The sequence below is a fragment of the Bacillus cereus genome (genome assembly GCF_015071065.1).
Taxonomy (GTDB): domain Bacteria; phylum Bacillota; class Bacilli; order Bacillales; family Bacillaceae_G; genus Bacillus_A; species Bacillus_A cereus_BA.
In genome coordinates this window covers 411772-434493 of record NZ_VOVA01000003.1, presented here as the reverse complement: position 1 = coordinate 434493, position 22722 = coordinate 411772, and the positions used below count along the sequence as shown (strand labels likewise).

The following is a 22722-nucleotide window of genomic DNA, read 5'->3' as shown; positions in this document are numbered from 1 at the left end:
GTAACCTTAATTTATAAATAATAGAGTGTAATTAGGTTAAGTGCATGTGAAAAAAGTTTTTGTGTACTTACTTGTAATTACAATTGCTTAATATCTTAATCCAAAATTATATAAAGGTGGCACAAAATCGTGGATCTTACATTTAAAGTAGAGGAAACATGTTTTAATTACCGAGTCGGAGCAATTTGTAAACACGATAATAAAATACTTATTCTTCAAGACGAAGGGGAAGATTATTGGTACGTACCAGGCGGACGAGTGAAAATGCTAGAAAATAGTGAAGATGCGTTAAGACGGGAGCTTGCCGAAGAACTAGGCGTTCCAATTGAAGTGAAGAGATTAATATGGTCAGTAGAAAATTTCTTTACACTTTCTGAGCGGAAGTTTCATGAGATTAGTTTTTATTATGAAGTAGAGCTACATGAATTACCTGCGAATGGAGCGGATCAATATATTTTGGAAGAAGAGGGTAGAACGTATTTGTTTAAGTGGGTGCCGGTAGAAGAGCTAGATACATATAACTTACAGCCAGCATTTATAAAAGATAAAGTAAAGGATGTATCAGTTCATACAGAACATATCGTTTTACAAAAGTAAACGTGTTCGGAGGGGGAAAAGGGTGAAGGGGACTAAAAAAGAGATACATATAGATGACAAAGTAATTCGTTACACACATATCGAAAAAGGTTCCAGTGCGATTTGCTTTATGTTTTCAGGTTCCGGTTACAATTATGATAAGCCGTTATTTTATTATGCGACGATGCTTATGCTCGAACATAAAATAGATGTAGTACATATTCATTATTCTTACGACGAACAGGTAATGAATAAACCAATGGAAGAATTAACAAAAATAATGATGGGTGATATTAATCCTATAATGAAGGAAGTATTAAAAAATGAGCAATACAACCATACAATGTTTTTAGGGAAGTCACTCGGAACAATTCCAATTGCAAATGATTTAATGAAGAGAGAAGCGCTTTTACAGTCAAAAATGATATTATTGACACCTTTACTTACGTTTGATATGATTTTTGATTCTATCTTACATAGTAATCACAAAGGGCTTTTAGTAATTGGGGATAAAGATCATCAATATAATGTAGATCAAATTAATCAGTTACATAAAACGAAATTAAAAATCGATGTTGTCAAAAACGCAAACCATTCTGTAAATGTTGGAGAGTTTGAAACGGAAAATTCAATTGAAGCTATAGCAAAAGTAATAGAAAAACTTAAAGAAGTTGTGAGGATAAACTAATTTGAGTTTTTAGTACATGCAAAAAGAGGTGCAATTTGCACCTCTTTTTTAATTTAATAAGCTTTCAGCACATGAAGCAAATAATCCTTCCGATTCAGCGGATTAAAGTCAACACGTTTTCGAATAGGGAAGGGAGCCGTAAGTTTTGTGAAACCACCTGGCTTGGTTGTAAATATTCCTTCTCCTTCAGTAAATGAATGGAGCATTCGTTTAAAATCCTCTGTTTTCGCAACAGGTAATGATCCTGTTAAATGGTAAGAGTTATTATATAATATAGGCTCAGCAAAAGTTGCTGGAATAGCAGCTAGTTTATACATTGCGGTACTAATTGCGTGCTCTGGAACAGTTAATTCAAATTCATTTACTGGTTCATATACATATGTTTCAGCTCGTTTTAAAGCATCGATTAAAACGAGTGGGGTTAAATTTCTAAAGTCACTCGCTGTTGTAACAGGACTAGCATAGCCGGTATGTGTTAACGTGACAATAACATCAGTAACTTCCCATCCGTATAATCCTTGTTTTAACGTTTGAAATACAGTATCTTCAATTGCTTTATGAAATGCTAAAGGTAATGATCCGAGTTCAACACCTAAGTTATACGTTATGCCAGAGTTAAGCACACCCCGTTCAATTTTAAAACCAATTGTTGCGTAAAATGGATTCGCTTTTTCGCCCATTACTTCGGCAGCATAACCTATACCAGCTGGCTTTTCGACACATACAACTCGCGTATTTGAAAAAGCAACTTGTATATTGTATTTTTCATAAAGTGTTGTTTCGATAACTTCTTTTTGCACTTCACCGAAAAGGCGAATGTATAGTTCATTATGAACATCGTCTTTCCACACTTTAATGAGTGGATCTTCTTCGCGTAGTTCCATAAGTGCAGCGTATAAATCATGAATTCGCTCTTTAGGTACCGCATCAATTGCAGCTTCCATTTGCGGTTCGGCAAAGTGAATATCTTTTATATAATCCGTCCGTTCACCGATAATATCCCCAATTTTAACATCGCTAAGTCCCCACACTTTACAAAACTCACCGCTATGAACGGTAGAAGTTTGAACCGCATTTCCATTATGAAACATGCACATTTTTTTAATCTTTTCTTTATGTGATAGAGATTCACTGCGCTGTATATCAACATATTTTCTGACGTGTAAACTACCAGAAAAAACTCTTATATAAGCAATCTTTTCGCCGGAAGATTCTCGTTCAATTTTAAAAACAACACCGGATAATGTTTCATCTTCTGCCGATGTATTATCTGGAATTAGGGATGAAATATTCTCAAGTAGTTCAGTTACTCCTATACCTGTCATTGCTGAACCGAAAAAGATCGGATACACATTTGCACGTTGTATTTGCTTTTCTAGTTCTTTACTTAATACTGCATCTGATATTATTTCGTTATTTACATATGATGCAAGCAATGATTCGTTATACGGTGCTAATCGTTCCATGCAATCGTCATAGGATTTGTATTCAATAATACGAGCTTCCTTTGTTCCTTCGTTCTCAGCAGAGTAGAAGGGGAATGCTTCATTTGAAAGGATCGCTTTTATTTGTTTCACAACTTTTTCAGTATTTGCTCCACTGCGGTCTATTTTATTTACAAATAATACAGTCGGTATGTTTAGTTTCTGTAATGTTCGCATTAAAATCTTTGTTTGTGCTTGCACACCTTCAACGGCAGAGATAACTAAAATCGCACCGTCTAAAACGCGGAATGATCGCTCCACTTCAGCGATAAAATCAGCGTGTCCTGGTGTATCAATGACATTTATTTTTAAGTCATCTATAAAGAAAGAAACGACAGATGCTTTAATCGTAATGCCGCGTTGTCTTTCTAATTCCATTGAATCTGTTTGCGTATTTCCACTATCAACTCGGCCGATTTCTTTAATCACATTCGTTTCAAAAAGAATACGCTCAGTCAAACTCGTCTTGCCAGCGTCTACGTGCGCGACAATCCCTATATTTATTGTTGTCATATATAAATATCCTCATTTCATTTTCCATTTTCATTTCCTCATTTCTATTTGTGAATTTCCGCATTACGATCACTCTCCAGTCATTTGAATTATTACTATTATAATGCAATTTACATTTTTTGTAATGCGGAAAAGCGCCTTAATTTGGAAAAATAAAAATGAAAACAAAATGCTTGCATTCTAAATCGATATAGATTATATTAATTGACATATCAACCATTGATACATCAAACGTTTTGTTTTGGATGTAAAGGAGGGGTAATTTGACAAGTTCATGCTCAAAAGAAGCGATTATTTTATATAAATTGCACTTCCTCAATAAAGAAGTAAGTTCGAAGTTTGAAGGGTGTACGGGTATGAGTCAATCTAGATTAGAGCTTTTACTTCAGTTATATGAAGTAGATGAAATTAGTCAAAAAGCACTTCAGCAAGAAGTGAATATTGATAATGCAGCGATTACGAGGCATTTAAAACAGCTGGAAGCAAACGGAATGATTACAAGACGTAAAAATCCAGATGATAACAGAATTACGTTAGTTTCTCTTACAGAAGAGGGGCGAAATAAAATTCAAGTGTATCAAGAGGAAAAAGAGCGTTTCGCTACATCAGCATTTAAAGGATTAAGTGAAGAAGAACGCGACAATCTTTTAACGATGTTAGACCGCATTCAAGAAAACATAAAAGAATTATAAAAAAGGGAGAATACAACTATGACAAACTTACTAAAAACTAATGACTTTAACGAAATTTTAACAGGACGCCGTTCTATCCGTAAGTACGATCCAGCTGTAAAAATTAGCAAAGAAGAAATGACTGAAATTCTTACAGAAGCAACACTTGCACCATCTTCAGTAAACATGCAACCATGGAGATTCCTTGTTATTGAAAGTGACGAAGCAAAAGCAACACTTGCACCACTTGCGAAATTTAACCAATCTCAAGTAGAAACATCTTCAGCAATGATCGCTGTATTTGGTGACTTAAACAACTTTGATAACGCAGACGAAATTTACGGTACAGCAGTAGAACGCGGATTAATGCCAGCTGAAGTAAAAGAAGATCAAATGAAAAAACTTTCAGGTTACTTCTCAATGGTTACACCAGAAGTAATGAAAGATACTGTTTTAATTGATGGTGGTCTTGTAGCAATGCAATTTATGCTAGCAGCTCGTGCTCACGGCTATGACACTTGTCCAATTGGTGGATTTGAGAAAGATCAAATCGCAGAAGCATTCGGATTAGATAAAGAACGTCACGTACCAGTAATGTTAATTTCAATCGGAAAAGCTGCTGACAGTGGTTACGAATCAGTACGTCTTCCAGTTGAAAAAGTTGCCCAGTGGAAGTAATTTTATAAAAACAGAAATAAGTGAGTTATGAGAGGGGAAACACCATGATTATTATTCACGCAATATTTCAAGTAGACCCAGCAAAGCAACAATCATTTTTAGAAGAAATTCAACCACTCATTCATGGTTCAAGAGAAGAAAGTGGAAATGTATCTTACGATTTATATAAAGATACAGAAAAAGAAAGTGTTTATACGATGGTAGAAGTATGGAAAGATGAAGCGGCAGTTGCGAGCCATAATGCAAGTGAACACCTCACATCTTTCATTAGTAAAGCGTCACAGTTTTTAACTGCTCCGCTTGATATGAAAGTTTATAATGGAGAGTTAGTAAAATAATAAGGTAGAAAAAGATGACTTTAGCGTATGGCTGAGGTCATCTTTTTTGTATAAGTGGAATATTCTTTCGACACCGTTATGTTGGAATAAGATAAGAGTGTTTTCTTATCTTTAGTTATAGAAGTTAATTGTATATTAAATATGAATATTCGGTTTATTTCAATATTTTTCCATGGTATAATTTTCTTGAAAATATAGAGATAGAGGAGAATAAGTGATGGGAGAATTTCAAAGTAATTTGCAAACGGCGCTGTAATTTAAGCAGAGTGTTGAAGAACTTGTATATCATGTAGGGAAAGTAAATAAGCCTAAGGGTACGGGTGAAGGTAGTTCTGGTGAAAGAAAAAAATCAAATGTGGACGAATTTAATGTATTTAAAGGCATAAATAAATCCCGTAAGAAAATTTTGAGAGGAAATAGAAAATAGGATTTAAAGCACTTGATTGTCAACTAATAGCAACGAGTGCTTTTTGTATTTTAGCGTAGAAAAAGATAGTTACACTATAATTTTATCCCGCACTAACGGGCTGACAATCAGTCAGGGATGGAGAAAGCCTCCACTGATTGAAGTTTCACTTTATAACTTAGCGGTACAGCAAGTACAAGTAGCAAGAGGGAGCGAACTGCCAGGGTAAACATCCAGTAATTATGTAACAGGCGTACTTAAAAAAAACGCTCATTTTCTTATAGATACTGATGAAGTTATAAAAATGATTAGTAGCATAGCAAATTGAAAGGATGGTAGTTATGAAGAATACGAATTTAATAGAAAAAATCGAAATAACAAAAAGCCCTAGCAGGGGAGCTAGGGCAGGGGACGGGGTATTAAGAATTGTTGATTCAATAAATAACGAATGACTTCTTCGAATAAGATTAGTTTAACACAGGAACTCGTACGTATGTGTTACAGAATTATGAACAGTGGACAAGTCTGTATATCTCGTTGGATTCTTTATATAAAATAATTTAATTCAAACTTAATATCAATAGCAATAAAGCGCTTAATGTCATAAATGTAAATACACCATAGCCAAATATTTTAATCCATTTTGGCAATTGATTCATGTTAGCTTTGTTTGTTGGGACACCTTGCATAGAAAACATGATTTCTTGGTCACGATCCCTATTGTTTTGTTGTTGGTACATAACATCATCACCTTTCTGACTACCTTATCTGTATATGCCAAGTTGAATGTAACTATGTACAGGTTATTCGACATTTGTGGTGGGCGACAAGAGATTAAGAATTAATGAGCTGTCCAATGAAAAGAAACATATTAAACAAAAGCGTTATTTTGTCGAAAAGTAATACGGAGATAAAGAAATAAAACCGATACTTTTTATTGTATCGGCTGTACAAATAACCTGTGCTGGAGATGTCTACAAATGGCTTAAGATGTTTTCTCTAAACAGTGTAGACAAGAATTTTTACGTTTATACGCACAAACGGCAGATAACTGACTAGGTTAACCGCCGTTTGTGCATAACACGGAGGAGAAATCCCCGTTTTGAAAAGAGTGAAGCCGGTGGGAAGTCGGTTCAGAGGTAGTATGTGTAATAAAAAAAAGATTATTCGTAAAGGGAAGTAAATTCACTTCTTAGTTACTTAGCAGATCACGAAAAGGATATCTTTCATTATGAAGATGAAAATAGAACAGCTTATTTTAAACATGATGGTAGAAATCTATAGTTCATTGACCACTATTCTAATGCGTATGACTAGAAGCGATGCAGATACTTCTCAAGTGGCGGAACGATGTGGGGGTTAATTAGAGATTTCACGGACTTTATATTCGGTAATGATAATTCAAATTGGCGAAATGGTTATGCCGGATTGTACTGTATTCATTGGGGGCGGCCGGAAGAAGGAATGGAAAAGATGTGTGATTATGCAAGGGAAATCGGGTATTTAAAAGCTTTATAAAATAGTTATTTGCGCGACACGTTTCCTTATAAGTGTGTAAACACGAAATAGGAGGGTTATCAAATTGATAACAACAACTGATTGACTGAAAGTAGGAATGAAAGCCGTCAGGTTGAGCTGAAACTACTTATCTGATACTCCTACATGCAAGGCGTGATAGTAGTCACAAATTGTATGAAGCTAGGTGAAGTCGGCTGAACAAAACCTAAGTGAGAAATCATATGGTAATGGATAGGTCGGGATGCTACAAAATATCTATGGTGAGAATGTCCAAAACAACGGACCGACGAACTTGCGAATGTACGGGTCTAAACTATTAATACATTAGAAATGTGTATGTCGTTAATGACGGTGTTATCTACCGAAGAGTAAGAGTGAATAATATGAAATTCGGAACATCTAACGATGAGGATGTAGAGATAACAGGCTTACAGCAAGCACCTAAAGATATATGTATAGCTAAGTCAATCGGAACGTGGTAAGCGAGAAACTGTCATCAACGCCTACTAGCAGACAGGTGCATATAAGGTTCTAACGAACCGAAATTGCTTTATTCTTGTGAAGGTGGGGACACAGTACCGACGAAGCATGTAACGAATGTGGAGGGATAGTCCCTAGTCTTGTCCTTTGAAAACTAAATTAACTAGATGTAACTCACAGGATCGAGTAAGATGATGGGACTTTTCGTAAGAAAGGGGAATTAATACATCGGTGAGTACAACATTACGACATGCAGAATATTACGACATGCAAAAAGTGTTTGATGATTTATATCAACGTAGCGAAAACAATGCTACTAAAGGTGTAAATTTATATAAGCACATCATATCAAAAGAAAATATTCTACTGGCATATAGAAATATAAAGGCTAACACTGGTTCTAAAACCGAAGGGACAGATGGTATTACAATCGACCATTATAAAATGGAAGATGTAGATACTTTTGTTGATAACATAAGAAAAGCTCTTGTGGACTACAAACCAAATACGGTACGTAGGGTAGAAATACCTAAACCAAATGGAAAGAAACGTCCATTAGGAATACCTACAATGAGAGATAGATTGATTCAACAAATGTTCAAGCAGGTTCTAGAGCCAATATGCGAAGCAAAATTCTACAAGTATTCATATGGGTTTAGACCCAATAGGTCAACGCATCATGCGATGGCTAGGTGTCAATTCTTGATGAATCGTGGGGGATATAGTCACGTAGTTGATATTGATATACAAGGTTTCTTTGACAACGTAAACCACTCCAAACTACTAAAACAACTATATAACATAGGTATAACTGATAGAAGAGTACTGACAATCATCTCGAAAATGTTAAAAGCACCAATCAAAGGAAAAGGCATTCCTACAAAAGGAACTCCGCAAGGAGGAATTCTAAGCCCATTACTAAGTAATGTTGTATTAAATGATTTAGATTGGTGGATATCTAGTCAGTGGGATAATATCAAAACAAGAAAACCATATACACTACCAAATAAAAACCATCATCTATCAAAAACAAAATTGAAGAGAATGTATATAGTTAGATATGCAGATGATTTTAAAATATTTACAAACAATCACAAATCTGCAACTAAAATATTCCATGCAGTGGAAGGTTATCTCGAGAATCAATTAAACCTTAACATATCTAATGAAAAATCAACTATAACTAACCTAAAAAGAAAATCTTCGGATTTTCTGGGGTTCTCTATTAAATTCGTTAAAAAGCGCAAAAGATATGTGGCAAACACACATGTAAGCGAGAAAAAGAAAAAGGATATTCTTGAAAAAGCAAAAACAAGAATTAAAGCAATTCAAAAGAATCCATCAGGGAAAACAATACAGGACTATAACTCTTACGTGCTTGGTATTAAAAATTATTACAAAATTGCAACACATGTAACTATAGACTTTGCTGAAATAGCCTTTCGTCTCTCGAAAACTTTGTTTAATCGTCTAAAATCAATAGGGAAATATAAGATTCCTACCAATGCAAATGCATTATACAAAAGAACTCATAGGAACAATTATAGAACCTTTGAAATAGCAGGTAATCATGTATATCCACTAGCGGATATACAAACACGATTCCCTCAAAGTTTCAGTCAAGACATATGCAATTATACTAAGCAAGGAAGACAAAAACTCATCAAAAGCCTAAAAGGTAACATTGCCAATGAAATGCAAAAGATGTTGATATTCTCTAATAAAGGACAAAGCATGGAGTATACAGATAACAGAATATCCAGGTATTCCATGCAAAATGGTAAATGCGCTGTCATCGGAATCTTCTTAATAGCTGAAGATGTGCACTGTCACCATAAAATACCGAAAGGTATGGGAGGAACTGACGAGTTTAATAACCTGATTATTGTACATGAATTTGTCCACAGACTGATTCACGCTACAAATGAAGAGACGATTAGAACTTATATGAGAATACTTCAATTGAACGATAAACAATTGAAGAAAATAAACAAACTCCGTAAAGTTTGTAATCTAGTTACTTTAGTATAGAAGAATAAGATGGGACGCTGTATGCGGTGAAAGTCGCACGTACAGTGTTAAGCGGGGGAAAAGATGGAGATAACTTCAAAGTCTTACCTATCGCAACGAATAGGAAAAGGGAAAAGAATTAAGTTCACTCGTTCTTAAGAGTTTTCCCTTTGAAATTTACTTTTTGTTCGTTGTTCTATATACGTCTGAAGTTGGTAAGTCCACGCCATGTAAATCTTGAGTAATGCTTTTCTTTTTAACATTGGTATTGTCTGGATTAGTTGTTTCTTCCATCTGTTCTTGAGCTTTACTAGGAGTATTTAGAGCATCTGATGATACGTGGTCAAGTTGTTGACTTAATACATTTTTTTCATTCATGTTATGTAGCTCCTTTGTGAATTTAGATATAAAAACAATGTAATTATAAATAGTTACTTAAATATTTTGTTTCTTTGAATGGAATCATATGCAAAAATTAACTAATTATAAAAATTATTAGTTCGTAATAAAATCGTAATCTTGCGAGAAAGGCAGAAGGGGAGAAGAAATTTTAGACAGACTTCAAAATCTTAATTTTGTGGGCATGAGGTACCGCCTTATTGCCATCAAATTAAGGGGGAAATTAATCCCCCTACAACAAAAACGCTATTTTTTTTCATTGCGAATATTGTACTTTTTTAACCGACGGATCAGTGAAGTTTGGGTAATTCCAAGAACTTTTGCAGTTTTACGTGTAGTCTTATTTTCCTTAAATGCCTGTTCTATAATTGTTTTTTCCATACTTTCGATAATCTCGCTTAAATTGTTGCCTTTTTTCAGAGATTCTAAAGCTTCTTCTTCCATACTTACCGAGAGAAAGTGCTCTGGTAAATCATGAATCGAGATTTCTTCCTTTTTAGCCATAATAACGAGCTGCTCAACAGTGTTTTCCAACTCGCGTATATTTCCCGGCCACTGATAACGTTGTAAAACACCTATCGTTTGCTTCGAGAAGGTACGTGTTTGGTTGAATATTTGGTTATACTTTTGCAAATAGAAATGGATTAGCGGAAAAATATCTTCATGTCGCTCGCGTAGCGGCGGAATGTTTACTGGTAAAACATGAAGGCGATAATATAGGTCAGCCCGGAATTTTCCCTCTTTTACCATTTCTTCGATTTTGCGGTTTGTTGCTGCAATAATGCGAATATCAGCCTTTACTAACTGTGAACCGCCAATAGGCATATAGGTCTTGTCCTGCAGTAATTGAAGGAGCTTGGGTTGCAGATGTAGCGGAAGTTCACTAATTTCATCCAAAAAAAGCGTTCCTTTTTCAGCTGTTTTGACGAGCCCTGTTTTCCCTTTTGAATTAGCACCTGTAAAGGCTCCCTTGTGGTAGCCGAACAATTCAGATTCGAGAAGCGTATCGGGAATTGCCGCACAATTTAAGTGGACAAAGGGTTGATTGTTTCGTTCACTCAACTCATGAATACGCTTCGCAACTACGTTTTTTCCAACTCCTGTTTCTCCGTTAATAAGCACAGTTGAATCAACACTTGCTACTCTTTCCATGATGTCAGCAAGCAAATTATGTACTTTACTATGTCCGATAAAGGACTGTTCCTCCTTCATTAGAATATACCGGGTATTCATTTTCTTTATTTCTAGTAAATACCGCTTCAATACGGGGGCCAATTCTTCCCATTCTAGTTTAGAAACATTATCCATCCAATTGCTTATATCATGACCATGTGCTACAAAATAAATGGGATTTTCCTGCTCATCCAAAATAATGTCCCCTGTTACTGTCATCTTGTTACCACCGGTAATTTCTTGCACAGTGGTTACAGTACTTCCATTTTGTAAAGCCATTTCGATTACGGATGGGGTGAACGCACCCTCTTTTTTCAGAATGAAAATATTTCTACCAATCAATTCTTCCTTGCTTTTGTTAAAAAGCTTACAACCTGCTTGGTTTACCCACATAATCGTTCCATTTTTGTCAACAATATTCATCCCACTTTCAAGACTATCGAGAATTTTTAAGAGATATTTGGTTTCAATTTGGACAGGAATGTCGGACATGGCTTAAATCCTCCTATGAATGCATCTATGTTGAACCGTAAGTGGTTCAAAGTAGATGGAAATTAGTGAACAGAATGAACCGTTTATGAATCTATTGAAACGAATTTAATTCATTATATCTCACAATAGCTAGATTTAGAGGTATTTTTTATAATTTTCTGTCTATTTTCTGTATTTTCGTTCCAAATTGATGGCATGATTTTTGCATTATAAAAGTGTACAGTGCGGAATTATTAATTTATAGGGGGAGGTAGTTAATAGAATCTTTTCTATTTATCAAGGATTTTTCATTTTATCGGAATGGAAGAGGATCGCCATTTTTACTAGCAGAGAAAAAGCTTATCCTAGGAATGTCGTTTAATGAAAGCGTTTTAACGACGCGTTATTATAACTAATAGGATGATAGATAAAAATTAACAAATATATCTATTATAACTTACTGGCCTATAAGTCACGGTTATGAAGAATAAAAGGTGATCTGCACTCGTTTTCTCTCTTTGTTTTCACTTGGCGTGGGGCAGGAAAAGGATATGACCGCTTCTATGAATGAACGGATTCTCTCTCCCGCCTAAAAAGAAAGGTTTTATGTCGTTTTTTCAATTTGTACTTATATAAAAAGGATGGTGTATGTATGAATGCAAATTTAGTATTTATCAATGGTGAAGTTATTACATCAGACAGACAAAACTCAATAGTGGAATCTGTAGCAATAAAGGATAATCGAATAATTGGGCTCGGTTCAAATTTAGAAATGAATAAATTCATTGGGGAGAAGACTGAAGTTATTGACTTAGCAGGAAAATCTCTTCTTCCTGGATTTATTGATGCTCACACACACCTAGTTTTATATGGGGTGTTTCAGTTGAATATCAGTTGTAAAGAAAGTCACATCGACTCTGTTGCAGCTGTACTGAATGAGCTTAAGAAAAAAGCGTTGGAAACTCCAAAAGGTGAGTGGATAAGAGCTTGGGGGTTTAATGAAACTAGCGTAAAGGAGAAGCGGTATCCAACGATTGCTGAGCTAGATGCCATCTCAACGGAGCATCCAATCATCATTTCTCGTACGTGTGGACATATTTGTATCGTAAACACAGCAGCACTAGAGAAGGCTGGAATTGACGAAAAGACACCGAACCCTCAAGGTGGAATAATTGAAAAAAATGAGAAGGGGGAAATTACAGGGAAATTATTTGAAGCTGCAAATATGAAGATGAATGATGTAGCAAGCTATACAGATGATGAACTTATGAAAGCTGTTAAAATCGCGTCGGATCATTTCATTTCAGGAGGTATCACGAGTATTCATGAAGCAGCTACTTTTGATTCTAATTGTTATCGTTTGTTACAAACAGCTATAAAAACGAAAGACATCCGTGTTCGGGTATATGCAATAATTGGTACCATAAATGAATCCGATAAATTTGTAAATAAAATGATGAATGCAGGGATAGTAACCGGTACAGGGGATGAGAGGTTTAGAGTTGGACCGGCTAAAATATTTTTGGATGGTAGCAGCTCTGGTCCAACGATTGCAACTCGGGAACCCTACTCCAGCGATCCTAACAATTTTGGGATTCTTTATTATAGTGAGGAAGAAATATATAAAGTTCTAGGTGAAGCACATAAAAAAGGCTATCAAATTACAGTACATGCTCAAGGGGATAAAGCTATTGAAATGTATTTAAATTGCGTAGAAAAAGCGTTAAAAGAAGCACCAAGGAAAAATCATCGCCATCGAATCGAGCATGCAGGAGTTTCAACCCCAGATTTACAAGAAAGAATGAAACAACTGGAAGTCATTCCTATTCCAAACCCACCATTTCCATATGAATATGGCGAGATATATGCTCACAATTATGGTGAACGTGTTAATTATATGTACGCTGCTCGTGATTATATAGATAAAGGTATTATTGCAGCAGGTAGTTCAGATGCACCGGTTACTGATTATAATCCTTTATTAGGAATTCATACTGCAGTTAATAGAAAAAGCCAATTTGGAGCCGGAATTGGCACAAATCAATCCATTAGTGTACTAGAAGCTATTAAACTTTACACATGGAATGGCGCTTATGCAAGTTTTGAAGAGGATATAAAAGGTAGCCTAGAAGTAGGGAAATTAGCTGATTTAGTTATTTTAAGTGAAAGTATTTTAAAAGCTGACCCAGACCGTATTAAGGATTTAAAAGTGGAGACAACGATTATTGATGGAGAAATTGTCTATCAAAAGGAGAATGATTTAATGTTGAAAAATTAAATCTAGGCAAAAGGATTTGTTAATAAAAGGGGGGTATTACAATTATATATACATCAATTAAAAAACGACATACCCCCTCTTTATAGACGGGAGAAAGTATCTAGTATCTGGCTATGAATAGAAGTGGTCAGGTCTTTTTTCTGCCGCATATGAAGTGAAAACAGAAAGAATAAACGAGTATAGGTTACCTTTATTCTGCATAGCAGGGATTTAGATGCCAGAAAATCAAAATGGAGTTACATATTAACAAATCCTTTTATAATACTGGCTCTTAATCCATAAAATTTCAAACTATGAAATAGGAGGTCGAGCATATTTTGAAATATATTAAACTCTTACTCTTAATTCCTTTTATAGGGTGTGTTGGATTCTTGCCATTTGCAAATAGAATTGAGCCTTACGTATTAGGAATGCCTTTTCTTTTATTTTGGATTGTATTTTGGATGGTACTTTCCTCAATTATTTTAACTATTGTTTATAAGCTGGATCCTGATAATAAAGGGAGTGAGGCAGAATGAATATATCATTATTTATTATTTTTATTTTCTTAATCCTATCTCTTTATTTAGGGATAGCAGCAAGAAGAGGAAAAAAGATGAATTTGCAGCAATTTTCAGTTGGTGACAGAGGTTTTGGAACCTTGTTCGTATTCCTATTAATAGCTGGAGAGGTTTATACGACTTTTACTTTTCTAGGCGGAAGTGGTTGGGCGTATTCCAAAGGAGCTGCTGCATATTATGTGCCCACGTATATATTTCTAGCATATATAATATCTTATTGGATTGCACCTAAAATTTGGAGATACGGTAAAGAACATGGTATTATTTCACAACCTGACTATTTTGCATCTAAATACGATAGTCGTGCAATGGGGGTTTTAGTAGCTATTGTGGGAAGTTTAGCCCTTATACCATATATTTGTATACAAATGAAAGGGTTAGGGATCATTGTTTCAGAGGCTTCTTTTGGAGCTATTTCACCAATAGTTGCAAGTATTATAGGGGCAATAGTTATTACAACATATGTCATATTCTCTGGTATTCATGGCTCAGCTTGGACAGCTGTGATTAAAGATATTATGATTTTGGGAGTAGTTATTTTTTTAGGCCTATACATCCCTAGCCACTATTTTGGTGGAATTGAGCAAATGTTTAAGTCTGTTGAGGCTGTTAAACCTGAATTGTTAACGTTAGCCGATCAGGGACTAAGTGTACCGTGGTTTATCTCTACTATCCTTTTAAATGCAATATCTTTTTATTTATTGCCGACTTCTTTCACTGTGGTTTTCTCGGCAAATGGTGAAAAAACACTTCGGAAAAATGCAATTACCCTACCTTTATATACTATATTATTACTGTTTGTGTTCTTTATTGGCTTTTCAGCTATCGTAAAAATCCCTGGTTTACAAGGAGCTGATGGAGATCTTTCTCTTTTAAGATTATCTATTCAAACATTTGATCCTTGGGTCATCGGAATAGTTGGAGCAGCTGGTTTATTAACGGCTTTAGTACCAGCATCCGTTATGTTAATGTCTGCATCTGTGGGCTTAACAAAAGGAATTTACAATGTTATTTTTCCAAAAGCTACCGAAAAACAACAATTAGTAGCCTCAAAACTATTCATCATTTTCCTTTCTTTGACTGCTTTAATCTTCACAGTATTTGGCGGGACAGCACTTGCAATGTTAAATATCATGTCATACAGTCTTATCGCACAATTGGCACCTGCATTATTCCTTAGTTTTTCCAAAAAAAATTATATTAATAAATATGGTGCAATGACTGGAATTATTACAGGAGTGCTCCTTGTATTGTATGCTACGATTTTTAATATAAAAATCGCAACCTTTTTTCCAACAGTCCCACACACTATTAATGACATTAGTACAGGAGCAATCGCATTATTTATTAATATCGTAATAACTATTATTGTAAGCTTAGCTTCAAAAAACATACCGATTCAAAAGGGGTCTTCCACATCAACATTAAGCTAAAATAATTTTATATCTATATAACGAGAAAAACGTTATTTTTTTGAAAATTCACAGAAAGGATGACGTTTTTTATGAATTTTTCGATTCAAAATGAAATTTGAAAAAGATCAAAACTATCTGTTCTCTACGGTCTATTGGAGGCAGGTAGTTTTATTTTTCTCGAATTTACATAGTTTGTAATAGATAGTTGAACTATTGTGAAAAGAGGGGGATGAATCGAATAGAATTATCCCTTATTTTGATCACTCATATTCACTTCTCTAATTTCAGGAGTAAGCGAATATGATACGGTCACAGTGAAATTACATTCTAGAGATGATCGGGAAAGTGTTGGGAAAGAAGCAGTAGCACGTATAAATGAAATTAAATCGCCTAAATTTGAACATAAATTCAAAGCTCCAGAGGATGGAAATGAGTTTATGGGGGATTTAGACGAGTCTACGAATATGATGAAAATGGTCTTTGGGGGAATTGCTGGTATTTCGTTATTAGTTGGTGGCATCAGTGTTATGAATATAATGCTTGTATCTGTAACAGAACGTACGCGTGAAATTGGCATCCGAAAAGCGCTTGGTGCAACGCGTAGTAAAGTATTAATGCAGTTTCTTATTGAATCTTGCATTTTAACAGCACTAGGTGGCTTAATTGGATTTATGCTTGGCGTATTCTTTGCATGGTTAATTGTGATATTCGCAGAATGGTCATTTATTGTTTCAGTAAATTTAGGACTGATTTCGGTTGGAATATCTATGTTTATCGGTATTGTATTTGGTATACTACCGGCAAATAAAGCAGCAAAATTAGAACCGATTGAATGTTTGCGATATGAATAAGAAGGGAAGAGAATATAACTTTTGTTATGTTCTCTTTTTATTTTCATGCAAAACTCTTCCTCAGCTTATCGTATCAAAATTTGAACGTAAGCATTTTGTAAGGAATGGATAAGAAAAAAGAGAGATTTATCATATAGGATTAAAGTATAACTTGATGTGAAGGGGGAAGAAATTAACTTAAATAATCAATTAGATAATGGAGTATTGCAAGAAATAGTAGTGATTTTTTGGCACAGCATGTATGTCAAAAAGTGAAAGTTACAAGTTGTTAGGAACGAAATTATCAGTACTTAAAATAGAGGCATTATATTGTTAGTGAAGAAAAGGGTTGTACGAATGAATTATCAATACGATATTAATAGAGGAGAGAGAGCCTTATGAAAAAATGTAATTCAATTAAGTTAGCAAGTTTGGCAGTTTTATTAGCGGGTACTACTCTATTCACACCAGGTTTTACTGTGAAAGCAGAGTCTGTTCAAAATTTATCTAGTCCGTCACAATCACATGATCAAAAGAACCGAAATGGTTGGAAACAAGTAATGCAGGAGACAGTACAGCTTGGAACGCCAGGGATATTAGCTAAGACGTCTAACAACGGAAAAACTAGTAGTTATACAGCTGGCGTGGCGGAATTAAGTACAAAGCAACCGATGAAATCGGAATATCGCTTTCGGATTGGTAGTGTGACGAAGACTTTTACTGCCACGACTGTTCTTCAATTAGTAGGAGAAAATCGTATACAACTTGACGATCCAATTGAAAAGTGGCTACCGGGTCTCATTCAAGGAAATGGGTATGATGGCAATCAAATTACGATACGTCAACTTTTGAATCATACGAGTGGTATAGCTGAATATTTAAAGTCAAAAGACGCTGACATAATGAATTCGAAAAAAACGTATACAGCAGAAGAAATAGTGAAAATGGGGCTTTCTCTACCACCTGATTTTTCGCCAGGTAAGGGATGGTCGTATTCAAACACAGGATACGTAATATTGGGGATGCTTATTGAAAAAATAACTGGAAATAGTTATGCAGAAGAAATTGAAAAGCGAATTATTGAACCTTTGGATCTGTCAAATACGTTTTTACCAGGGAATTCAACCGTTATCCCAGGAAAGAATCATGCTCGAGGGTATATGAAAATTGACGGAACAAGCGAGTTGAAAGACATAACGTATTATAATCCGAGTTTAGCTAATTCAGCTGGAGATATGATTTCAAATGCGGACGATTTAAATAAGTTCTTTTCTTCTTTACTCGGTGGTAAGTTACTGAAGGAGAATCAATTAAAAGAAATGCTTACTACAGTTCCTACAGAAGGAGAAGGCGTTGGTGACGGATATGGTCTTGGAATCTATGAGACTAAACTTCCAAACGGTGTTTCAATTTGGGGTCACGGAGGGGCAATTCCTGGATTTACTACTTTTGTTGGGGGAGTAATTGGAGGCAAACATACATTGGCGGTCAGTATTAACTCTTTAGGTGCGATTGATATTATTACGCAGTTTAATAAAATGATGCAAATTGAATTTAATAAATAGATGAAAAGAAAGCGAATTGGATTCTGTTATAGGTGTATAAAAAAGAGGTGCTTTTTAAATTTCGCAAATATGGACAGTATTAGTATCTATGGTAATCAAGTTTATGTAGAACATAAATACGATACAAGTGTATTTCAAAGTGAAAGTCAATCTTATAGCTTAGTATAAAAATAAAAAGAATGTCAGTTGCATGACATTCTTTTTATTATGGATCAAAGAGGTATGATTCGGATTCTGAAAATTGTTATTTTTAAAACCATTCCATATAATGAAAGTTATAGAGGGTTTTACAGAGGAGTTATGAATGGAAAATACTTTAGTTGATTAACTATTTCTTGTTTTAACCAATATAACAGTTAATAGATTTGGAGTTGAATACATTGGCACAAAATCATTTTAAATGGAGTAATAAACAATTACGAGAACATGTTGAAGTAATAGACGGCAAGAGAAGTCCGCACATTTTATTAAAGAATGCAACGTATTTAAATTCTTATTTACGTGATTGGACTGTAGCAAACATTTGGATCTATGATGACCGAATTGTATATGTAGGAGAAAAATTGCCAGAGCAATTACATGAATGTGAAGTCGTTGATTGCGAGGGGAAGTATATAGTTCCAAGTTACATAGAACCGCATGCGCATCCATATCAGTTGTATAATCCAGAGACGTTAGCAAATCATGCGATGCAATTTGGGACAACAACTTTCATTAATGATAATTTAACTTTATTTTTCACATTACAACGTGAAGTAGCATTTCGTTTATTAGATGAATTTAAAAAGATTCCAGCGAGTATGTATTGGTGGTGCCGTTTTGACGGGCAGACTGAACTGCAAAATGGGGAATCTTTATTTAATAGTGAAGAAATAATGGAATGGCTTAACCATGAAGATGTTCTTCAGGGCGGCGAGTTAACAGCGTGGCCCAAATTATTAAATGACGATGATGAAATGTTAAATTGGGTACAGGAAACAAAGCGGTTACAGAAGAAAGTAGAAGGTCATTTTCCAGGTGCGTCTGAAACAACATTAGTGAAGTTAAAGTTGTTAGGTACGGACTGTGATCATGAAGCGATGACAGGGCAGGAAGCATTAACACGTCTTATGCAAGGTTACACCGTTTCTCTTAGAAACTCTTCAATCCGTCCAGATTTAGAAGTTTTACTGAAAGAACTACTAGAATTAGGTGTTAAGCAATTTGATAGATTCTTTTTCACAACAGATGGTTCACATCCGTCATTTTATGAAAACGGATTGACGAATAGGATGATAGAAATAGCGATAAAGCAAGGAATACCAGTAATTGATGCTTATCATATGGCAAGCTATAATATTGCCCGTTATTATAATATGGAGCATTTACATGGTGCGATTGCCACAGGTAGAATCGCCAATATTAATATTTTGGAAAGCAAAGAAAACCCAACTCCAATTCATGTTATCGCAAAAGGACAATGGGTGAAACATGATGGATTAAATAAAAATGAATCATTACGTGTAAAGTGGGATAAATTTCAAGTAATACCTCTACGATTAGATTGGTCTTTAAAGAAAGAGGATATGATTTTCTCTGAAACAACAGGTATAAAACTATTAAATGATGTTATTTCCAAACCATATGTAAGTGAAATCGACTTAAATAGCGATGAACTGTCCATTGATCATGATGAATGTTTCCTTATGATGATTGCTCGTGATGGCACTTGGCGAGTGAATACAGTTGTGAAAGGTTTTGCGAAAGAATTAGGAGGTCTTGCAAGTTCTTATTCTGGTACAGGTGACATCATTCTTATTGGAAAAAGTAAAGAAGATATGCTTACAGCTTTTCATAGAGTAAAAGAGCTTGGTGGTGGTATGGTAATAGCGGAAAGAAATGAAGTGTTACACGAAATTGCATTACCGTTGCTCGGGATTATGTCTGATTTAAATATGAGTGAATTAGTACAGGAAGAGAAAAAGATGGTGAAATTACTGCAAGAGCGAGGCTACGCTTATAACGATCCAGCATTTACGATTTTATTCTTTTCTGCGACGCACTTGCCTTTTATACGAGTAACACCTATAGGATTATATGATGTGAAAAGTAGTAAAGTACTTGCTTCACCGGTGAATTTGATAAAGTGAAACTTTAATCAGTGGGGGTTTTTTCCATCCCCACTGATTATTAGTCTTCACCAATCGGGCATTTATGGGCAGTTATCTTCCATCTAACTTCCTCGCATTTGCCGAATTTTGAGGTGGGAGTTATACTACCCGCAAATAGCGGGATAAAGCAATATTAAAAGGAAATGTCCTATAAAAAGTCTGTTTTATAGGACATTTCTCATTTATAGCATAAGAATATCTTAAGCCTCAAATAATATAGTATCTACATTATTTGAGGTGATACGTAAATATGAAAAAACTATTGTATATTTTAAGCGTATTTGTATTATGTGTATCGATACAACACGTTGTACATTCCCAATCAGATGCACCAAGCTTATCTTCTGATTGTCTCGAAGAAAGAAAAACTCGAGATGAAAAGTATGTGAAAAATATAATGAGGGATATTAAATCCACGTTTAATTTGAATTTTGATGAAAATAGCTTTTGGGAAGTTGATAAAAGAGATTTAGAAGCTGCACACTTCATGTATGGTGGCCGGGTTGATGATACTTATTATAATTCGTTAACTAAAGCTTTTGAAAGTGGTGGATATAGAGGAGAGCCTAGGTTGTTTGTAAAGCCGCTTGAAGCATTTTTACTTTATAAAGAAATAGACGATACAAATGTAATAAAACATCTTGAACTTGAAAAAGGGGAATGGATCGTTACCGAAACGAAAAAGAAGCCAGGAAAAATAGTGGAATACAAACCGTTACAATGTGAAAAAGATTATCTGAAAAAGAGAAATGAGTACCATAATATAAAATGAGGTAACGAAAATCTTGAAGAGGAAAGCTTTCGTTAATAAATGTAAATTGGTCGATAGAAATCACTAGTAAGTTCGCCATAAAAAAACGTCATTTTAATCATTAAAAATGACGTTTTTTATATTCTTAAAGTCTTTGCATCGCACTCTCAATCCTCTTTACCAAATCAGCTGACACTTTATGAAAATACCCCAAAACTACCTTTCTAATATCATTGGATATAACTTTCAAATCACTAGCTAAATTTTCAGCGAGATGTTCTTTTTCAATGTGTGATAACTTCGCATAAAATTCACCAGCCTGCCCAAAGTCGTCTTGCTTAGTTATAGAAGTTCTTTCAAGTTTGCCTTCAACGTATCTTCCGTCACCGCTTGTAATTTGATTAGCAGGTGTCCAATCTTGCTGTTGGTTAACCTGTAATTTACGAAATTCAGGTCCAATTCTTCTTCTTTGAGAATCACTATAAATATTAGCACGGCCTTGCAGCATTTTATCATCAGACAATTCTGCGCCATCCAGTAAATTAGAAGGAGAGAAGGCGACTTTTTCTACTTGTTCCATATAATTTTCAGGATTTTTATTTAATACCATTTTACCGACGGGTATAAGAGGATATGCTTTTTCATCCCATACTTTTGTATCATCTAAAGGATCATAAGAAAGATGTGCTTCATCTTTCGGATCCATGAGCTGGACATATAAACCATATTCCACGGGTTTACCAGCCTCAATTGCATCGTATAAATCTTTCCCACTATAATCAGGGTTTTCCGCAGCTAGTTTATTTGCTTCTTCACTAGTAATGAATTGTACACCTTCAAATGGATACCAATGATACTTTATATACTTTCGATTGCCTTGAGCATTTCTCCAAACATATGTATTTACACTGTGTCCTGGGATGTGGCGAAGGCTTTTTGCCGTACCAGTATCAGAGTATAAACGGACAACAAAATGAATGGATTCTGGTGCTCTAGCGACAAAACTCCAAAATCTATTAGGGTCTATTAAGTTATTTTTAGGTGAAGGCAAGAGCGCTTTAATAGTTTCAGGGAAACGCATCGCATCACGAACAGAAAAGACAGGAATGTGATTACATAAAAGATCAAAAACACCTTCTTTTGTATAAAATTTTGTAGCAAAACCGCGTACATTTCTAGAAGTATCAGGTGTTCCTTTCGTACTAACAGCTAATGAAAACCGTACCATAACAGGAACCTTCTCATTAGAATTTTGTAAAAAACTTAGTTTAGTATGTTCTGACATCGGATATATCGTTTGGAAATAACCGAATGCACCGTAACCTTTTACATGAACCGGTCTTTCTAAAATTTTTTCATGAATAAATTCTTGTAACCCCTCATGCAGTACACTATCTTGCTTTAAAACAGGTCCACGTGAACCAACTGTTTGAGAGTGAAGTTTAGCTGGTTCATTAAGTTCTCGATTTTGATTAAGGTCTTCTCCTAATAAAGATTGCCTCTGTTTATCATATTTTTCATTCATCGATTTAGCCTCCAAATTTTTTTTTCATCGATTGTTACTAAATATGATTCTATAGCCTTGATTATGTATTACATACGAAGTTCAAATTAGTAACATACCGCTAGATGAAAAAAATGCATATGCAGTGGACCTGTTGTAATAGAGGAAATTATGAAAAAATAAATATCGTGAAAGAAATACTTAAAATGAAAATTTAAAGAGTATCTATATAAATAGTTTTTGTTAATAGAAATTAAAAACAGG

At 34.8% G+C, this 22722-nt stretch carries 17 protein-coding genes and 2 pseudogenes; 14 read left to right on the top strand and 5 right to left on the bottom strand.

What is annotated here, in order from left to right:
* Positions 1–129 precede the first annotated feature (129 nt).
* Both FT637_RS12930 and FT637_RS12925 read left to right on the top strand, forming a co-directional pair.
* Positions 130–597: an NUDIX hydrolase gene (locus tag FT637_RS12930; protein ID WP_193646635.1), complete on the top strand. Its 468-nt coding sequence runs from the start codon at positions 130–132 to the stop codon at positions 595–597.
* Positions 598–619: 22 nt separating this feature from the next.
* Positions 620–1264 carry an alpha/beta hydrolase gene (locus tag FT637_RS12925; RefSeq protein ID WP_193646634.1) on the top strand — a complete coding sequence of 215 codons (645 nt, stop codon included), beginning with the start codon at positions 620–622 and terminating at the stop codon, positions 1262–1264.
* A gap of 53 nt (positions 1265–1317) precedes the next feature.
* Here FT637_RS12925 and FT637_RS12920 read toward each other — a convergent pair whose 3' ends face one another.
* A complete protein-coding gene (locus FT637_RS12920; protein ID WP_193646633.1) occupies positions 1318–3261 on the bottom strand; it encodes a GTP-binding protein in 1944 nt (647 codons plus the stop codon).
* Between the two features lie 263 nt (positions 3262–3524).
* Between FT637_RS12920 and FT637_RS12915 the strand changes: the two genes are divergently transcribed.
* Genes FT637_RS12915 through FT637_RS12905 form a run of 3 tightly spaced genes read left to right on the top strand, consistent with a single transcriptional unit; the run spans position 3525 to position 4948 of the window.
* Positions 3525–3953 (top strand): MarR family winged helix-turn-helix transcriptional regulator, encoded by a 429-nt coding sequence (locus FT637_RS12915; RefSeq protein WP_193646632.1) that lies wholly within the window; start codon positions 3525–3527, stop codon positions 3951–3953.
* A gap of 18 nt (positions 3954–3971) precedes the next feature.
* Positions 3972–4610 carry a nitroreductase family protein gene (locus tag FT637_RS12910; protein WP_193646631.1) on the top strand — a complete coding sequence of 213 codons (639 nt, stop codon included), beginning with the start codon at positions 3972–3974 and terminating at the stop codon, positions 4608–4610.
* A 44-nt stretch (positions 4611–4654) separates the two neighbouring features.
* Entirely contained in the window at positions 4655–4948 is a 294-nt protein-coding gene (locus FT637_RS12905; RefSeq protein WP_193646630.1) for a putative quinol monooxygenase, read from the top strand.
* 966 nt (positions 4949–5914) lie between these two features.
* On the opposite strand, the gene FT637_RS12900 is transcribed toward FT637_RS12905, so the two are convergent.
* Positions 5915–6094: a hypothetical protein gene (locus FT637_RS12900; RefSeq protein ID WP_193646629.1), complete on the bottom strand. Its 180-nt coding sequence runs from the start codon at positions 6092–6094 to the stop codon at positions 5915–5917.
* A 439-nt stretch (positions 6095–6533) separates the two neighbouring features.
* Here FT637_RS12900 and FT637_RS30465 point away from each other — a divergent pair.
* Both FT637_RS30465 and ltrA read left to right on the top strand, forming a co-directional pair.
* Positions 6534–6872: pseudogene (locus FT637_RS30465) on the top strand (hypothetical protein); the annotation flags it as partial.
* Between the two features lie 711 nt (positions 6873–7583).
* A complete protein-coding gene (ltrA, locus tag FT637_RS12890) occupies positions 7584–9383 on the top strand; it encodes a group II intron reverse transcriptase/maturase (RefSeq protein ID WP_193646627.1) in 1800 nt (599 codons plus the stop codon).
* A 156-nt stretch (positions 9384–9539) separates the two neighbouring features.
* Here the strand turns inward: ltrA and FT637_RS12885 are convergent, their stop codons facing one another.
* Complete coding sequence (locus FT637_RS12885) at positions 9540–9740, bottom strand: hypothetical protein (protein ID WP_193646626.1); 201 nt, start codon at positions 9738–9740, stop codon at positions 9540–9542.
* A gap of 267 nt (positions 9741–10007) precedes the next feature.
* A complete protein-coding gene (locus tag FT637_RS12880) occupies positions 10008–11426 on the bottom strand; it encodes a sigma-54 interaction domain-containing protein (protein WP_193646625.1) in 1419 nt (472 codons plus the stop codon).
* A 631-nt stretch (positions 11427–12057) separates the two neighbouring features.
* Between FT637_RS12880 and FT637_RS12875 the strand changes: the two genes are divergently transcribed.
* From FT637_RS12875 to FT637_RS12845, 7 genes and pseudogenes are all read left to right on the top strand, one after another.
* Entirely contained in the window at positions 12058–13683 is a 1626-nt protein-coding gene (locus FT637_RS12875; protein ID WP_193646624.1) for an amidohydrolase, read from the top strand.
* A 317-nt stretch (positions 13684–14000) separates the two neighbouring features.
* Positions 14001–14201 carry a DUF3311 domain-containing protein gene (locus FT637_RS12870; RefSeq protein WP_193646623.1) on the top strand — a complete coding sequence of 67 codons (201 nt, stop codon included), beginning with the start codon at positions 14001–14003 and terminating at the stop codon, positions 14199–14201.
* Positions 14198–15676 carry a sodium:solute symporter family protein gene (locus tag FT637_RS12865; protein ID WP_193646622.1) on the top strand — a complete coding sequence of 493 codons (1479 nt, stop codon included), beginning with the start codon at positions 14198–14200 and terminating at the stop codon, positions 15674–15676. The genes FT637_RS12870 and FT637_RS12865 overlap by 4 nt, the downstream gene beginning before the upstream one ends.
* A gap of 464 nt (positions 15677–16140) precedes the next feature.
* Positions 16141–16509: pseudogene (locus tag FT637_RS30605) on the top strand (ABC transporter permease); the annotation flags it as partial.
* A gap of 377 nt (positions 16510–16886) precedes the next feature.
* On the top strand, positions 16887–18053 hold the full coding sequence (locus tag FT637_RS12855; protein WP_193646621.1) for a serine hydrolase domain-containing protein: 1167 nt from the start codon (positions 16887–16889) through the stop codon (positions 18051–18053).
* A gap of 380 nt (positions 18054–18433) precedes the next feature.
* Entirely contained in the window at positions 18434–20182 is a 1749-nt protein-coding gene (locus FT637_RS12850) for an adenine deaminase C-terminal domain-containing protein (protein WP_193646620.1), read from the top strand.
* A 271-nt stretch (positions 20183–20453) separates the two neighbouring features.
* Positions 20454–20975: a hypothetical protein gene (locus FT637_RS12845; RefSeq protein ID WP_193646619.1), complete on the top strand. Its 522-nt coding sequence runs from the start codon at positions 20454–20456 to the stop codon at positions 20973–20975.
* A gap of 124 nt (positions 20976–21099) precedes the next feature.
* On the opposite strand, the gene FT637_RS12840 is transcribed toward FT637_RS12845, so the two are convergent.
* On the bottom strand, positions 21100–22479 hold the full coding sequence (locus tag FT637_RS12840) for a catalase (RefSeq protein WP_193646618.1): 1380 nt from the start codon (positions 22477–22479) through the stop codon (positions 21100–21102).
* Positions 22480–22722 lie beyond the last annotated feature (243 nt).

What these genes read in the sequence shown, in the direction of transcription:
- FT637_RS12920 (WP_193646633.1), bottom strand. Translation starts at nt 3,261, where the DNA reads ATGACAACAATAAATATAGGGATTGTCGCGCACGTAGACGCTGGCAAG.
- FT637_RS12910 (WP_193646631.1), top strand. Translation starts at nt 3,972, where the DNA reads ATGACAAACTTACTAAAAACTAATGACTTTAACGAAATTTTAACAGGA.
- FT637_RS12905 (WP_193646630.1), top strand. Translation starts at nt 4,655, where the DNA reads ATGATTATTATTCACGCAATATTTCAAGTAGACCCAGCAAAGCAACAA.
- FT637_RS12900 (WP_193646629.1), bottom strand. Translation starts at nt 6,094, where the DNA reads ATGTACCAACAACAAAACAATAGGGATCGTGACCAAGAAATCATGTTT.
- FT637_RS12885 (WP_193646626.1), bottom strand. Translation starts at nt 9,740, where the DNA reads ATGAATGAAAAAAATGTATTAAGTCAACAACTTGACCACGTATCATCA.
- FT637_RS12880 (WP_193646625.1), bottom strand. Translation starts at nt 11,426, where the DNA reads ATGTCCGACATTCCTGTCCAAATTGAAACCAAATATCTCTTAAAAATT.
- FT637_RS12875 (WP_193646624.1), top strand. Translation starts at nt 12,058, where the DNA reads ATGAATGCAAATTTAGTATTTATCAATGGTGAAGTTATTACATCAGAC.
- FT637_RS12865 (WP_193646622.1), top strand. Translation starts at nt 14,198, where the DNA reads ATGAATATATCATTATTTATTATTTTTATTTTCTTAATCCTATCTCTT.
- FT637_RS12855 (WP_193646621.1), top strand. Translation starts at nt 16,887, where the DNA reads ATGAAAAAATGTAATTCAATTAAGTTAGCAAGTTTGGCAGTTTTATTA.
- FT637_RS12845 (WP_193646619.1), top strand. Translation starts at nt 20,454, where the DNA reads ATGAAAAAACTATTGTATATTTTAAGCGTATTTGTATTATGTGTATCG.
- FT637_RS12840 (WP_193646618.1), bottom strand. Translation starts at nt 22,479, where the DNA reads ATGAATGAAAAATATGATAAACAGAGGCAATCTTTATTAGGAGAAGAC.